This window comes from Duganella sp. OV510 (assembly GCF_900100205.1).
In the GTDB taxonomy this organism is placed as follows: domain Bacteria; phylum Pseudomonadota; class Gammaproteobacteria; order Burkholderiales; family Burkholderiaceae_D; genus Rugamonas.
In genome coordinates, this window is record NZ_FNEQ01000001.1 from 1061506 (window position 1) to 1074107 (window position 12602).

12 protein-coding genes are annotated in these 12602 nt (G+C 65.0%); 6 read left to right on the top strand and 6 right to left on the bottom strand.

Annotated features, from left to right (window positions below; genetic code table 11):
* Positions 1 to 2001 carry an ATP-binding cassette domain-containing protein gene (locus BLS51_RS04935; protein ID WP_090177326.1) on the top strand — a complete coding sequence of 667 codons (2001 nt, stop codon included), beginning with the start codon at positions 1 to 3 and terminating at the stop codon, positions 1999 to 2001.
* Here BLS51_RS04935 and BLS51_RS04940 read toward each other — a convergent pair.
* Positions 1998 to 2468, bottom strand: a complete 471-nt coding sequence (locus BLS51_RS04940; RefSeq protein ID WP_090177322.1) for a chemotaxis protein CheW — start codon at positions 2466 to 2468, stop codon at positions 1998 to 2000. The two genes, BLS51_RS04935 and BLS51_RS04940, sit on opposite strands and share 4 nt — an antisense overlap.
* 92 nt (positions 2469 to 2560) lie before the next feature.
* Here BLS51_RS04940 and arfB point away from each other — a divergent pair, with 92 nt between their 5' ends.
* Positions 2561 to 2959 (top strand): alternative ribosome rescue aminoacyl-tRNA hydrolase ArfB, encoded by a 399-nt coding sequence (gene arfB, locus BLS51_RS04945; protein ID WP_090177319.1) that lies wholly within the window; start codon positions 2561 to 2563, stop codon positions 2957 to 2959.
* Here arfB and BLS51_RS04950 read toward each other — a convergent pair.
* On the bottom strand, positions 2949 to 3674 hold the full coding sequence (locus BLS51_RS04950) for a sulfite exporter TauE/SafE family protein (RefSeq protein ID WP_090177316.1): 726 nt from the start codon (positions 3672 to 3674) through the stop codon (positions 2949 to 2951). The two genes, arfB and BLS51_RS04950, sit on opposite strands and share 11 nt — an antisense overlap.
* A gap of 88 nt (positions 3675 to 3762) precedes the next feature.
* On the opposite strand from BLS51_RS04950, the gene BLS51_RS04955 reads away from it, so the two are divergent.
* Positions 3763 to 4656: a LysR family transcriptional regulator gene (locus BLS51_RS04955; protein WP_090177313.1), complete on the top strand. Its 894-nt coding sequence runs from the start codon at positions 3763 to 3765 to the stop codon at positions 4654 to 4656.
* On the opposite strand, the gene BLS51_RS04960 is transcribed toward BLS51_RS04955, so the two are convergent.
* From BLS51_RS04960 to BLS51_RS04970, 3 genes are all read right to left on the bottom strand, one after another.
* Positions 4653 to 6521, bottom strand: a complete 1869-nt coding sequence (locus tag BLS51_RS04960; RefSeq protein ID WP_229207385.1) for a flagellar assembly protein A — start codon at positions 6519 to 6521, stop codon at positions 4653 to 4655. The genes BLS51_RS04955 and BLS51_RS04960 overlap by 4 nt on opposite strands.
* Before the next feature lie 64 nt (positions 6522 to 6585).
* Positions 6586 to 8379 carry a flagellar assembly protein A gene (locus tag BLS51_RS04965; protein ID WP_229207384.1) on the bottom strand — a complete coding sequence of 598 codons (1794 nt, stop codon included), beginning with the start codon at positions 8377 to 8379 and terminating at the stop codon, positions 6586 to 6588.
* A gap of 303 nt (positions 8380 to 8682) precedes the next feature.
* A complete protein-coding gene (locus tag BLS51_RS04970; protein WP_229207383.1) occupies positions 8683 to 9003 on the bottom strand; it encodes a hypothetical protein in 321 nt (106 codons plus the stop codon).
* 305 nt (positions 9004 to 9308) lie between these two features.
* Between BLS51_RS04970 and ompR the strand changes: the two genes are divergently transcribed.
* From ompR to BLS51_RS04985, 3 genes are read left to right on the top strand one after another with little or no spacing between them, the layout of a single operon-like run.
* Positions 9309 to 10010 (top strand): osmolarity response regulator transcription factor OmpR, encoded by a 702-nt coding sequence (ompR, locus tag BLS51_RS04975; protein WP_304514953.1) that lies wholly within the window; start codon positions 9309 to 9311, stop codon positions 10008 to 10010.
* Between the two features lie 15 nt (positions 10011 to 10025).
* The gene (locus BLS51_RS04980) at positions 10026 to 11381 is read left to right on the top strand and encodes an ATP-binding protein (protein WP_090177301.1); all 1356 of its coding nucleotides are present in this window, start codon (positions 10026 to 10028) and stop codon (positions 11379 to 11381) included.
* On the top strand, positions 11381 to 12121 hold the full coding sequence (locus BLS51_RS04985; RefSeq protein ID WP_229207382.1) for a hypothetical protein: 741 nt from the start codon (positions 11381 to 11383) through the stop codon (positions 12119 to 12121). Before BLS51_RS04980 ends, BLS51_RS04985 begins: the two co-directional genes overlap by 1 nt.
* Here the strand turns inward: BLS51_RS04985 and BLS51_RS04990 are convergent.
* Positions 12096 to 12593: an Imm26 family immunity protein gene (locus tag BLS51_RS04990; protein ID WP_175472512.1), complete on the bottom strand. Its 498-nt coding sequence runs from the start codon at positions 12591 to 12593 to the stop codon at positions 12096 to 12098. The two genes, BLS51_RS04985 and BLS51_RS04990, sit on opposite strands and share 26 nt — an antisense overlap.
* Between the last annotated feature and the right edge of the window lie 9 nt (positions 12594 to 12602).

Here is a 12602-nt window from a genome sequence, read left to right on the forward strand (position 1 = left end):
ATGATCCGTTTCAATCAAGTTAGTTTAATGCGCGGCGTGAAGCCGCTGCTGGAACAAGTCGATGTCACCCTCAACCCTGGCGACAAGATCGGTTTGATCGGCGCCAATGGCGCCGGCAAATCCAGCCTGTTCGCGATGATGCGCAACGAGCTGCATCCGGACCAGGGCGACATCGACTTCCCGGCCAAATGGCGCGTCGCTTACGTGGCGCAGGAAACCCCGCCGCTGGAACGCGCCGCGCTGGATTACGCCATCGACGGCGACGTCGGCTTGCGTAAGCTGGAGGAAGAACTGGCGCGCCTGGAGTCCGAGCCGGAATCCAACGAAAACGGCATCGCCATCGGCAATATCTACGGCGCGCTGGCCGACGCCGACGCCTACACCGTGCAGTCGCGCGGCGAACAGCTGCTGCTGGGCCTCGGCTTTACGCTGGACCAGATGCAGCAGCCGGTGGCCAGTTTCTCCGGCGGCTGGCGCATGCGCCTGAACCTGGCGCAGGCGCTGATGTGCCCATCCGACCTGCTGCTGCTCGATGAACCGACCAATCACCTGGACCTGGACGCCATCATCTGGCTGGAAGACTGGCTGAAACGCTACGCCGGCACGCTGCTGATCATCTCCCACGATCGCGACTTCCTCGACGAAATCGTCAACGTCGTGGTGCACATCGACGAGCGCAAGCTGAAACGCTACTCGGGCAACTACTCGGCCTTCGAGCGCCAGCGCGCGGCGCAGATGATATTGGCCGCCGGTGCGCTGGAAAAGCAGCAGCGCAAGCGCGCCCACCTGGAATCCTTCGTCAACCGCTTCAAGGCGCAAGCTTCCAAGGCCCGCCAGGCACAGAGCCGCATGAAGGCGCTGGCCAAGATGGAAGAACTGGCGCCGTTGCGCGCCGCCGCCGAATTCTCGTTCGAATTCCGCGAGCCGCTGAGCGCACCGAACCCGCTGCTGGTGATGGACGAGGTCAACGCCGGCTACCGCAGCGAGAACGAGAAGACCGGCGAGATCACCGAGAAAACCATTGTCCGCGGTATCAATTTCTCGCTGCAGACCGGCCAGCGTATCGGCCTGCTGGGGATTAACGGCGCCGGCAAATCGACGCTGATCAAGACCATCGCCGGCGAGCTGATGCCGCTGACCGGCGAAGCCACCACCGGCAAGGGCCTGAACATCGGCTACTTCGCCCAGCACCAGGTGGAGATGCTGCGTCACGACGAATCGCCGCTGTGGCATTTGGCGAAAATCGCGCCGACCACGCGCGAGCAGGAACTGCGCAACTTCCTCGGCGGCTTCAACTTCCCGGGCACCATGGTCGCCAGCCCGATCGCGCCGTTCTCCGGCGGCGAAAAGGCGCGCCTGGCACTGGCGCTGATCGTCTGGCAGCGCCCAAACCTGCTGCTGCTGGATGAACCGACCAATCACCTGGACCTGGAAACCCGCGAAGCGCTGACCGAAGCGCTGGCGCAGTTCGAAGGCACGCTGGTGGTGGTATCGCACGATCGCCACCTGCTGCGCGCCACCACCGACCAGTTCATCATCGTCGCCGACGGCAAATTGCAGCCGTTCGATGGCGACCTGGATGACTACAAGGACTGGCTGTTCCAGACCAAGCTGGGCAAAGGCACCGACGTGCTGCCGGCGGCCGGCAAGGACAACAAGACCGCCTTCCCGGTGCAGTCGCCGGTGGCGCCGCCGAAAGCCGCCGTCGCGCCAGCCGCCAGCAAGGAGCAGAAACGCCAGGACGCGGAAGAGCGCCAGCGCCTGTCGGCGCAGCGCAAGCCGATCGAGCAAAAGATCAAGCGCCTGGACGAGCAGATCGCCAAGCTGACCGCCAGGAAGGCCGGCGTGGACGCCCAGCTGGCCGACGAGTCGATCTACGACGCCGCCAACAAGGGCAAGCTGAAGGAACTGCTGGCCGACCAGGCCTACTGCGTCAAGGAGCTGGGCGAGCTGGAAGAACAGTGGCTGGCGTTGAGCGAGGAACTGGAAGCGCTCAACTAGGCAGCCTGGCGGGCGCCGAACTGCACTTTGCGGACCGACATCAGCTTATCGATGTCGACCACGATCAGGCGGCGCCCGTCCACTTCTCCCAGTCCCGCCAGGTAATCCACCGCTGCCGCACCGGCAATCGGCTGGATCTGTTCCAGCGCCAGCGAGACGATATCCGTCACGCCATCCACCACCATTCCCATCACGCAGCTGGACAGCTTGAGGATGATCACATCGGTCAGCGGATCATGCTGCGGCGGGCGCGGCCCGAAAGCGATGCGCATGTCGACGATCGGCATGATGACGCCGCGCGACACCACCACGCCGCTGATGATTTCCCCCTCTGACGAAAAGCGCTCCAGCGCCTGCAAGGGCCGCAGCTCCTGCACCTTGGAGAAGTCCAGCGCGTAATCGAGTCCGCCCAGCCGGAAGACCAGGTACTGGCGCGCAGCGGCAACCGGCGTGTTCGGAGTAGCCATGACGATCCTTTCGATGGGAAGAACAGCAGTAGCCATGCTAACCGCGCCCGCCGCCGCATGCGTTGACAGGCGTCAACTGCTACAATCGTTGAATGAACTACACGATCAATCCCGACGAAGTGGAATTCACCGCCATCCGCGCCCAGGGGCCGGGAGGACAGAATGTGAACAAGGTATCGAACGCCGTGCATGTGCGCTTCGACATTGCCGCCTCGTCGCTGCCAGACCACATCAAGCAGCGCCTGCAAGCACTGCGTGACAGCCGCATCACGCGCGAAGGCGTCATCGTGATGAAGGCGCAGCAGTCGCGCAGTCTGGGCGCCAACAAGCTGGACGCATTGCGCCGTCTGCAGGAAATGGTCGACAGCGTGGCCGTGCTGCCCACCGTGCGGCGCGCCACCAAGCCGACGCTCGGCTCGCAGCGCCGCCGCCTCGACGGCAAGACCAAAGACGGCCAGCGCAAACAGATGCGCGGCAAAATCACCCTGTAACGATACGCAGCAGCTGGTGGGCGCCGAGCGCCAGCAGGGCGATGAAGAAGCAGCGGCGGAACAGCGCCGGCTGCATGCGATCGCGCAGCCATTGGCCCAGCTGCATGCCGGCGATGGCTGGCAACAGCGCCAGCACCGAACTGCCAGCGGCAGTCGCCTGCCATTCGCCGCGCAGCGCCAGCATCACCGCCAGCGCCAGCGTGCCGACGGTGAACGCCATGCCCAACGCCTGCACCAGCTCATCCTTGTCGAGATCCAGCGCTTGCAGATAGGGCGCGACCGGCATGACAAACACGCCGGTAACGCCGGCCATCAGCCCGGTCGCGGCACCGGCCAGCGGCCCGGCCCAGCGCTGATGACGCGGCGCCACCCGCATGCGCCAGCCGCTCAGGCCCAGCAGGCCATAAGCCAGCAGCGCCAACCCGAGCACCAGCCCGCTCCAGCTGGCGGCGCCCAGCAGGAAAGCGCCTGCCACACCAGCGCAGATCGCCAGCATCACCCAGCGGAAACGCTGCCACAGCGGATACACCGACGGCCCGGCCGCCAGTTGCCAGACGTTCGTTACAGACGAAGGCACAATCAGCAGCGCGGCGGCCTGCAAGGGCGGCATGCGCAGCGACAGCAGCGCGATCGCCACGGTCGGCAGGCCCATGCCGGTGACGCCTTTCACCAGGCCAGCGACAATGAAAACGGCGGTAATGAACAAGATCTCCATGAACCATATTGTGCCGTGCCGCGAGGTGCCTGAAAATGTGGAATATACTGAGCCAGACTTCGGATAATACTTAGGCTAAACCCGGACTATGCGCTTCGACCTGACTGACTTGCAACTGTTCATCCACATCGCAGAAAGCGGCAGCATCACCGCCGGCGCGCAACTGTCGCACCTGGCGCTGCCGTCGGCCAGCGCGCGCGTGCGCGGCATGGAGGAAGCGCTCGACGTGCCGCTGTTGCAGCGCGGCCGGCGCGGCGCCGAACCCACCGAGGCTGGCCGCACGCTATTGCAGCATGCGCGCACCATCACCCGACAGGTCGAAAACATGCACGCCGACCTGGCGCAATTCGCCGCCGGGCTGAAAGGACAGGTGCGGCTGCTGTGCAATACCTCGGCCATCACCGAGTTCCTGCCGGACGCGCTGGCGGCCTTCCTCAAAGCACATCCGCGCCTCAGCATCAACCTGGAAGAACGCATGAGCCGCGAGATCGTGCAGGCCGTAGCCGACGGCGCCGCCGACATCGGCATCATTTCGGATGCGGTAGACAGCGCCGCGCTGCAAACCTATGCTTTCCGCGACGATCCGCTGGTGCTGGTGATGGCGCGCGGCCATCCGCTGGCGCAGCAGCTGAAGCAGCAACGCCAACTGGCGTTCGTACAGGCGCTGGACCACGATTTCATCGGCCTGGCAGGCGACAGCGCCTTCCAGCAGAACGCCATCGAACAGGCGGCGCGGCTGGGCCGGCGCTTCCATTGCAAGATCAGGCTATTGAGTTTCGAAGCGGTCAGCCGCATGGTGGCCAGCGGCGCCGGGCTGGCGATCCTGCCCGAAACGGCGGCACGCCGCAGCCCGGCGCCGCTGCGCATGGTCAAGTTGAGCGATGCCTGGGCCGACCGCAAGCTGCTGATCTGCGTGCGCGACGAAGCAGCGCTGCCCGGCTACGCGCGCGAACTGCTGGCGGCGCTGCGCCGGCAGATCTAGTCGTCGACCTGCGGCACCCAGTGAATAGGCCCGACGTGGCCGGCATGCAGCACCGTCATGCCCGGCGCGGCCGTGCGCACCTTGGCCTTGACCTCCCTGGCCGGGCGGTCATACAGCGGCGGCTCGCCCGGCACAAAGCTCATGGTCCGCAGCAGCACATCGCCGGTCAGCAGCTCCACCACGCAACGCGAGCCGCGCTGCAAGGCCTTCTTTTGCCGCAGCACCTGATTGACCTCCTCCTGCGCCTGCTCCTGCTGCACTTGAGCCGCCTTCATCGCCAGCGAAATCTTCGCCACCCGGCGCAGCGACGGCCCGACCGTCTCCGCCATCTTCTGGAACAGCGGTAGCTGCTCCGGCGTCAGCGTCACCTCGCGCTTGCGCACGCGGGTGGCCAGCGTCAGGTAATTGCGCACCTCGGTCTGGCCGGTGATCTCGTCCATCTCCGCCTTGCGCGCCTCGGCCTCGCGCCCGGCCGCCAGCACGCGCGGCTGCAACTCGGCGATCTTCTTATCGTATTTGGCGGTATCCGGCACCAGCGTGTATAGCAGCATCTCGCTCTGCTTGCGCGGGCCGGCGTGGACGATCTCGATCTTGCGGGCGGCGATGGCGCAGCCTTCTGCCACCTTGATCACAACTTCCTCGGCCAGGATCTCGCAGTTGCTGGCCTCACCAATCACCACCCGCGTGCCGGAGATGATGCAGCTTTCCGCCCGCGACAGCGCGATCTCGCCCTGCCTGGTCTGCAACACCGCGCCTGAAGCGACGCCGCGCACGCGGATCGCGCCATCGGCATTGATGGCGGTGCCGCCCATCAGGTTCTTGTTCAGCGCGATATCGCCGCCACGCGAAGTGATGTTGCCGAACACATCGCCGTGGATGGTGATGTTGCCGCCTTCAACCACGCGCTGCTCCTGCACGTCGCCGAACTCCTCGTACTCGGCGGTCAGTTGCAAATTGCCGGTGGTACGCGCGCTGACGCCCTCGCGGCTGATGATCTTCGGCCCGATCGACAAGCGCTTGCTGGCCGGATCAACGCTGAGGAAGCCCTCCACCGCCGACACCAGGAATTCGCCGCCACGCAGGTTTTCGATCACTGTGCCCTCGCCGGCCACCGACGCCAGCTCGATATCCTTGGGCACCGGCGGCTCCAGCACCAGCCCGGACAACTCGAAGCCGCGCACACCCGCCGCGCGCGGCACCTTGCGCAGCAACTTGACGTTGGGCTTGACCTGCGGGAAGCGGTTCTGGAACGTCTGCAGGTCCAGCCTGCCCTCGCCCATGTCCTTGGGCGCATTGCTGCGGTGGATGTCCTGCGATACCTCAACGATGGCGGCGTCGCGTCCCGGCACCGCGTTCAGCCGCCGCGCCACGATGATGCGCGCCAGCCGCCCGGTGGCGATGACATCGCGCACCGCCGGCGCGTCGATGCCGAAGCGGATGCCCTTGACCCACATGTCGGCGACAAATTCATCGAAATTCAGGCGCGCCGGCTGCGGCGGCATGTCCGGCAGCTCCATGAACACCTGCTCAAAGTAATACTCGGCCTCGCCGTTGATCACCTTGACGGTCTTGTATAGCGCGCGCCGCACCGCGTGGAAAGGCAGGATGATGTCGGCGAAGCGCAGCAAGGGCTGCGCGCGCAGCACCTCCGGCAAATCGGGGCCGACGTTGTACAGCATCTTGCTGAACACCGCGTAATCCAGCCCGCCAAAGAAGGCGCTGCTCATGAAAACCTGGCTGACGGCGGTCAGGCAGGCCACCGCCGGGGTGTCGGCCTTGAAGTAGATGCCGTCCTCGCGCTGGACGATCGCGGCCGGCAGATCGCCATCCGCAATGGATACCAGCGCCGTAGCGTCGTCTGACACAGTCTAATCCCCAGGAAAAATGTAGCGCAAGATTAGCATTTACGGCGGGCTTGCGCCAGCCGCATCAAGGGGACGCCGGCCGCAGGCGCGGATTCAGATGCCAGTCGAGCGAACCGGCGCTGTCGGCAAACAGCAACTGGCCGCCGCTCGGCGTGCCGCGCAGGCGCTGCTTCAGGTCCTTGGGCTGCAACTGGCGCAGCACTGCGGTATCGGCGGCAAACGGCATGGTGCGCACCATGGTTTCGCCGCTGGCCAGGTGCAGGCCGCAGCGGGCGATGCCGGCTGCTTCCGCCTTCTGCTCGATCACCCGCAGCAGCCGGTCGGCCAGCAGCGTGTGCTGCGTCTGGCCGACCTGCAGGTCCTGCTTCAGCTTCTGGATCGCCTTCATCTCTTCCGACACGGCGCTGGCGATCTTGCGCAGATGCTGGCCCTGCTCCGGCGTCAGCACCAGTTCCTGGGTGCGCAGCTTGGCCGCCAGCGCCAGATAGCGGCGCACGTCCGGCAGCGCCGAGATGCGCTCGATCTCCAACTGGCTGTCGCGGTTGGCCTGGGCGAAGGCGGCGATGCGCATGTCCAGCTCCGAGATCTCCTGGTCGAACTGGGTGACATCCTTGACCAGCACATAAATCACCATCTCGGTACGGCGGCGCGGCCCGGCGCTTTCCACCTCGACGTTGCGGCCGGCGATGGCGCAGCCTTCGGCCACCGACACCAGCACTTCCTCGCCGATGATTTCGCAGTTGGACGCTTCCTCGATCTTGACGCGGGTGCCGGAAATCACGCAGTTCTCGGCGCGCTGCATGGTCACGCCGCCGTTGGCCGCATAGATCACCGAATTCGACGCCACGCCGGCGATATGGATATCGCCGGCGGCATTGTGCACGCTGCCGCTGACCAGGTTCTTGTCCAGCACCACCGTGCCGCCGCGCGAATGGATATTGCCATAGACGTTGCCATGCACCGTGATGTCGCTGCCGGTGACATCGCGCTGTTCCTGCACATCGCCGTATTCCTCATAGGCGCCGGCCAGTTGCAGGTTGCCGGTGGTGCGGCCGCTGACGCCCTCCAGGCTGACGATTTTATCGGTGATGGCAATCCGGTTCGACTTGGCGTCGACACTGAGAAAACCCTCGCGGGTCGACACCAGATACTCGCCATCCTCGAACATTTTCGCTTCCGTTCCCTCGCCGGACAGGAAACGCAAGGTCAGGTCCTTGGGCGGCTCCGGCTCGGTCTTGCGGCCAGCCAGGTCGAAGCCCGGCAGGCCAGGCGCCGCCGGCAGCTTTTTCAGCAGCCGCATATGCGCCTTGATCTGCGGGAAGCGGTTCTGGAAGCTTTGCAAGTCGATGCGGCCATCGGCACGCGCCTTCGGCGCATCGCTGCGATGCAGCTCGGCCGACACTTCGACCACGGCGGCATCCTGCCCCGGCGCCGGCTCCAGGTCGGTGGCAAAGGTGATGCGTTCGGCCTTGGGCGAGGCCATGGCCGCCTGCACCGCCGCCACATCGATGCCGAAACGGATGCCCTGGCTCCACATGAAGGCGATGAACTCGTCGATGTCCAGCTGCACCGGGCGTTCCGGGATCAGCGTGCCGTCGGGCAGCGTCTGCTCCTCCAGGTACAGCTGCTGGAAGTAATACTCGGCATACGACAGGCTGGTCTTGGGTGGCTTGTACAGTGCCAGTCGGGCGCCATCGAAGACGCGCGCCGCATCGGCCAGGCGCAGCGCCTGCAGCGCGCCGGGATCCGGGCCGACGCCGTACACTGCCAGCATCAGGGCGGCATAATCCAGGCCGGCGAAATACCAGCCCGACTGGAATACATGGCTGACCGCCGCCATCAGCGCCGGTTTGCTCATGCCCAGATCGATATAAATTCCGTCCGCGCGCCTCACCAAACCAAGGGGCAAGCCGGGCCCTGGGGCTTCTGGCTCCGGGCTGGCGGCTGGCGCTGCGGATGCAACGTCTTGAACCACGGTCTTCCTCCAAACGGCACGCATGCGGCCGAAGGGCGTTGCGTGTAATTAACTAATATTACACTTAGACCATGCAAAAGATAGGGAAATCAGCGCCTCGCGCGGCGCATGTGTGAGGATATTGATACAGATCAATAGTACGAAAATAACAAGCGTAGCGTTTTTTTATCTTTAATTGACTGGCAATTAACGCTTTGGCGGCACCGCGTACAGATCCTGGCTGACTTCATTGATCTGGCGGCGCAGGTCGCGGCGCTCATCCGGCGTCATGCGGCCGACGCGGCGATTCATCTCGGCGTTGCGACTGGCTTCCTGCATGGCGCGGCGCTGCTCCTCGGCGCGTTCCTCGTAGCGGCGCGGATCGAGTTGACGCGCATCGTTGCTACGTGCCGCTTCGCCACGCTGGCCATTTTGCTGGTGGGCGGGTGGCGCATCGCGGCGCTGACCGTCCTGCGCCTGGCCGGCGCCAGCGGCCAGCAGGCCGCAACACAGCAAGGCAGAGGCCATGGAAGACCGAACGCAAAAAGATGCGCTTGCTGCCGCGAATTTTTTTTTGTGATCGATGAACATGGCGTTCCCTGGAAAGCTGAATCTATGCCGGAAGTGTATGATGCTTTGACCGGGTGGGTAAGGCTAATTGGGTAAAGTTTGTAATAATTTGTAATGGGTCGTCCCGCACGCGTTTTCGCAGGACGAATATGACGTTACCATAGCAACATGAATAAGACAAATCTGGCTGCCACATGACTAGTACAACGACTGAATCCAGCAACAACGCCGCCGCTACTTCCCAGGGCCACGCCGCCAAGATCATGGTGGTAGACGACGACGTCCGCTTGCGCGACCTGCTACGCCGCTATCTGACCGAGCAAGGCTTCAACGTCTTCACCGCCGAAAGCGCCACCGCGATGAACAAGCTGTGGCTGCGCGAGCGTTACGACCTGCTGGTGCTGGATCTGATGCTGCCCGGCGAAGACGGCCTGTCGATCTGCCGCCGCCTGCGTGGCGCCGGCGACCAGACGCCGATCATCATGCTGACCGCCAAAGGCGAAGACGTCGACCGCATCGTCGGCCTGGAAATGGGCGCCGACGACTATCTGCCGAAGCCATTCAACCCGCGCGAGCTGGTGGCGCGCATCGGCGCCGTGCTGCGCCGCCGCGGCCCGGACGAAATCCCCGGCGCGCCGTCGGAAACTCCGCAGACCTTCGAGTTCGGCCAGTTCGTGCTGGACCTGGGCACGCGCACGCTGAAGAAAAACGGCGAGACGGTGCCGCTGACCACCGGCGAATTCTCAGTGTTGAAAGTATTTGCGCGCCACGCGCGCCAGCCGCTGTCGCGCGAAAAGCTGATGGAACTGGCGCGCGGCCGCGAATACGAAGTGTTCGACCGCAGCCTGGACGTGCAGATCTCGCGCCTGCGCAAGCTGATCGAGCCTGATCCATCCAGCCCGCTGTACATCCAGACCGTCTGGGGCCTGGGCTATGTGTTCATCCCGGAGGGCCAGCCGCGCTAAGGCGCCGGCGTGCAGATGAAGTTGCCGTTCTCGTTCCGCCTGGCCAGCCTGAAAAGCGGCCTTTTCTGGCGCACCTTCTTCCTGCTGGGCGCGCTGACCACCACCAGCATGACGGCCTGGGTCGGCATGATCAGCGTGGTGCAGCACGAGCCGCAGGTGCAGCAGATCTCGGCCCAGGTGATCTCGGTGGTCACTATCACCCACGCTGCCCTGACCCACTCGGCGCCCGAGTTGCGCCGCGAGCTGCTGTTCGAGCTGGTGTCGAACGAAGGCATCCGCGTGTTCCCGCTTGAAGAAGACGACAAGGTCGAGCCGCCAGCCAGGAACGCGCTGATGCCGGACATCGAAAAGCTGGTCAAGGCCAAGCTGGGTGCCGACACGCGCTTCTCGGCCAAGGTCAACGGCGTGGCCGGCTTCTGGGTCAGTTTCAATATCGACGACGACCAGTACTGGCTGATGCTGGAGCGCGAACGCATCCGCGGCCTGACCGGCATCCAGTGGCTGGGCTGGGCCAGCGTGGTGTCGCTGGTGTCGCTGCTGGGCGCGGCGCTGATATCCAGCCTGGTCAACCTGCCGCTGCGTCGCCTGACGCAGGCAACGCGCGATTTCGCCCAGGGCAAGCGGCCGGCGCCGCTGCCGGAAAAAGGCCCGATGGAGATCATGGAGGCCAACCGCAGCTTCAACCAGATGGTCGACGAATTGCAGCAGGTGGAATCCGACCGCGCGGTGATCCTGGCCGGCATCTCGCACGACCTGCGCACGCCGCTGGCGCGCATGCAGCTGGAGCTGGAAATGGCCAACCTGTCGGACGAAGCGCGCGAAGGCATGCAGTCCGACATCGGCCAGATGGACGCCATCATCGGCCAGTTCCTCGACTACGCCAAGCCGACCGAGGCGTCCAGCTTCATCAACGTCGACATCAGCGAGCTGCTGGCAGACACCGCGCATGAAGCCGCGCGCCTGCCGGATGTGCGCATCCACACCGACATCGCACCCGGCGCACAGGTGATGGGCAACGCCACCGACATCAAGCGTGTCATCAACAACCTGATTGAAAACGCGCGCCGCTACGGCAAGACCGCCGGCGAGGACCATACCGACATCGACATCAAGTGCAGCGTCAAGGGCATGCACGCGTCCAAAAAAGTGATCATCGAAGTACAGGACCACGGCGCCGGCGTGCCGGCCGCGCAGATCGAGCAATTGCTCAAACCCTTCACCCGCCTGGACGAAGCGCGCGGCCAGGCCAACGGCGCCGGTCTTGGCCTGGCGATTGTCGACCGCGTCATGAGCCGTCACAATGCCGAACTCCAGGTACGCAACCGTGACGGCGGCGGCCTGCAGATCCAGATTGTCATGAAAGGCTTGTAATGCGCAGTCCCCTGAATAGCGGCGCGCTGCCCGCCGTGCTGCTGGCCGTGTTGCTCGGCGCCGGCGGCAGCGCGCACGCGGCCAGAACACCGGCGGCACCGGCCAAACCGCAAGCGCCGCAGACGCGCGAAGCGAGCGACGCAGAGCGCAGTTCCTTCGAGGAATACTACCGCCAGCAAGTGCCAGCGCATGTCAGCGGCGGCCCGTCGCTGTTCGCGCCGGCGTTCGACATCCAGCGCCGTCGCGGCGAGCCGTGGCAGGTGATCGCACGCGTCGACTCGGCGCCGCGCCGCCTGACGCCGGACCTGTGCCGGCAAATCCGCACCAGCTACATCTACAACGCCAAAGCACCCAAGGGCGAGCGCTGGACACCCTCGGCGGCGGCGCCGGAATGGTACGTCTGGCTGGCCACGCCCAAGGTGCCGTGCAGCGTCGCCCAATACACCACGCGCATGGACCCGGCCGTGCATCCGGACGACGTCAAGGCACTGATCTGGCAGCACCGCACATTGCTGGCGCGAGCGCGCCTGCTGTTCGCCGGGAACTCATCGTGCGCGCGGCAGCGTGCGCTGACCTTCCGCCTGGCCGCAATCGAGCCGGCGCCACCGTCCAACGGGGCGCCTGTCATGGTGGGCATGGTGTTCGAGAGTGACCGTGACACGCTGGTCAGGGTGGCGGTACGCAAGAGCCGCAGCGAATACGCGGCGTGGAATGTCAGCTGCGCGGCGTCTGCTGATTGATCGGGTGCTCCGGCGCCTCCAGCAATTTGGTCAGCAATAGCTCGGCCGAGCCGTAGCCGTACAGCGAGTCCGACTCCAGCCCTTGTGTCTCATAGGGCACAGACTCTTCGCGCTCGGAACGGCCTGGGTCCGCATCGGCATAGGTGACGCGCCACGCGCGCTTCAGCGCATCGGCGCGGCGCAGGAACTGCGGCACCGGCCACATGGCCGGCTGCCACACATCGATATCGCCCAGCACGCGCCAGTGGCCGCTGGCCAGCGCCATGTCGCCGCAACGCAGCACCTTGACTGCATCCTGCGGGCGCAGCGTGTTGAGCTCTTCCAGCGACGGAAAGCGCGGCAATTTGGGGCCGAACAGGTAAGCCAGCATGATCTTGCTGCCGGGCGTCAGGCGCGCCACCAGGCCCCAGCCATAGCCGCCGTCCAGCAACGGCACGGCAAACCAGGTCCCCTCTTGATACGACTGCTTCATTCAAATCCT

Bases quoted from the DNA above. Each gene is read 5' to 3' on its own strand.
- arfB (WP_090177319.1), top strand. From the start codon at position 2,561: ATGAACTACACGATCAATCCCGACGAAGTGGAATTCACCGCCATCCGC.
- BLS51_RS04980 (WP_090177301.1), top strand. From the start codon at position 10,026: ATGAAGTTGCCGTTCTCGTTCCGCCTGGCCAGCCTGAAAAGCGGCCTT.
- ompR (WP_304514953.1), top strand. From the start codon at position 9,309: ATGGTGGTAGACGACGACGTCCGCTTGCGCGACCTGCTACGCCGCTAT.
- BLS51_RS04990 (WP_175472512.1), bottom strand. From the start codon at position 12,593: ATGAAGCAGTCGTATCAAGAGGGGACCTGGTTTGCCGTGCCGTTGCTG.
- BLS51_RS04940 (WP_090177322.1), bottom strand. From the start codon at position 2,468: ATGGCTACTCCGAACACGCCGGTTGCCGCTGCGCGCCAGTACCTGGTC.
- BLS51_RS04955 (WP_090177313.1), top strand. From the start codon at position 3,763: ATGCGCTTCGACCTGACTGACTTGCAACTGTTCATCCACATCGCAGAA.
- BLS51_RS04935 (WP_090177326.1), top strand. From the start codon at position 1: ATGATCCGTTTCAATCAAGTTAGTTTAATGCGCGGCGTGAAGCCGCTG.
- BLS51_RS04985 (WP_229207382.1), top strand. From the start codon at position 11,381: ATGCGCAGTCCCCTGAATAGCGGCGCGCTGCCCGCCGTGCTGCTGGCC.
- BLS51_RS04965 (WP_229207384.1), bottom strand. From the start codon at position 8,379: ATGAGCAAACCGGCGCTGATGGCGGCGGTCAGCCATGTATTCCAGTCG.
- BLS51_RS04950 (WP_090177316.1), bottom strand. From the start codon at position 3,674: ATGGAGATCTTGTTCATTACCGCCGTTTTCATTGTCGCTGGCCTGGTG.
- BLS51_RS04970 (WP_229207383.1), bottom strand. From the start codon at position 9,003: ATGGCCTCTGCCTTGCTGTGTTGCGGCCTGCTGGCCGCTGGCGCCGGC.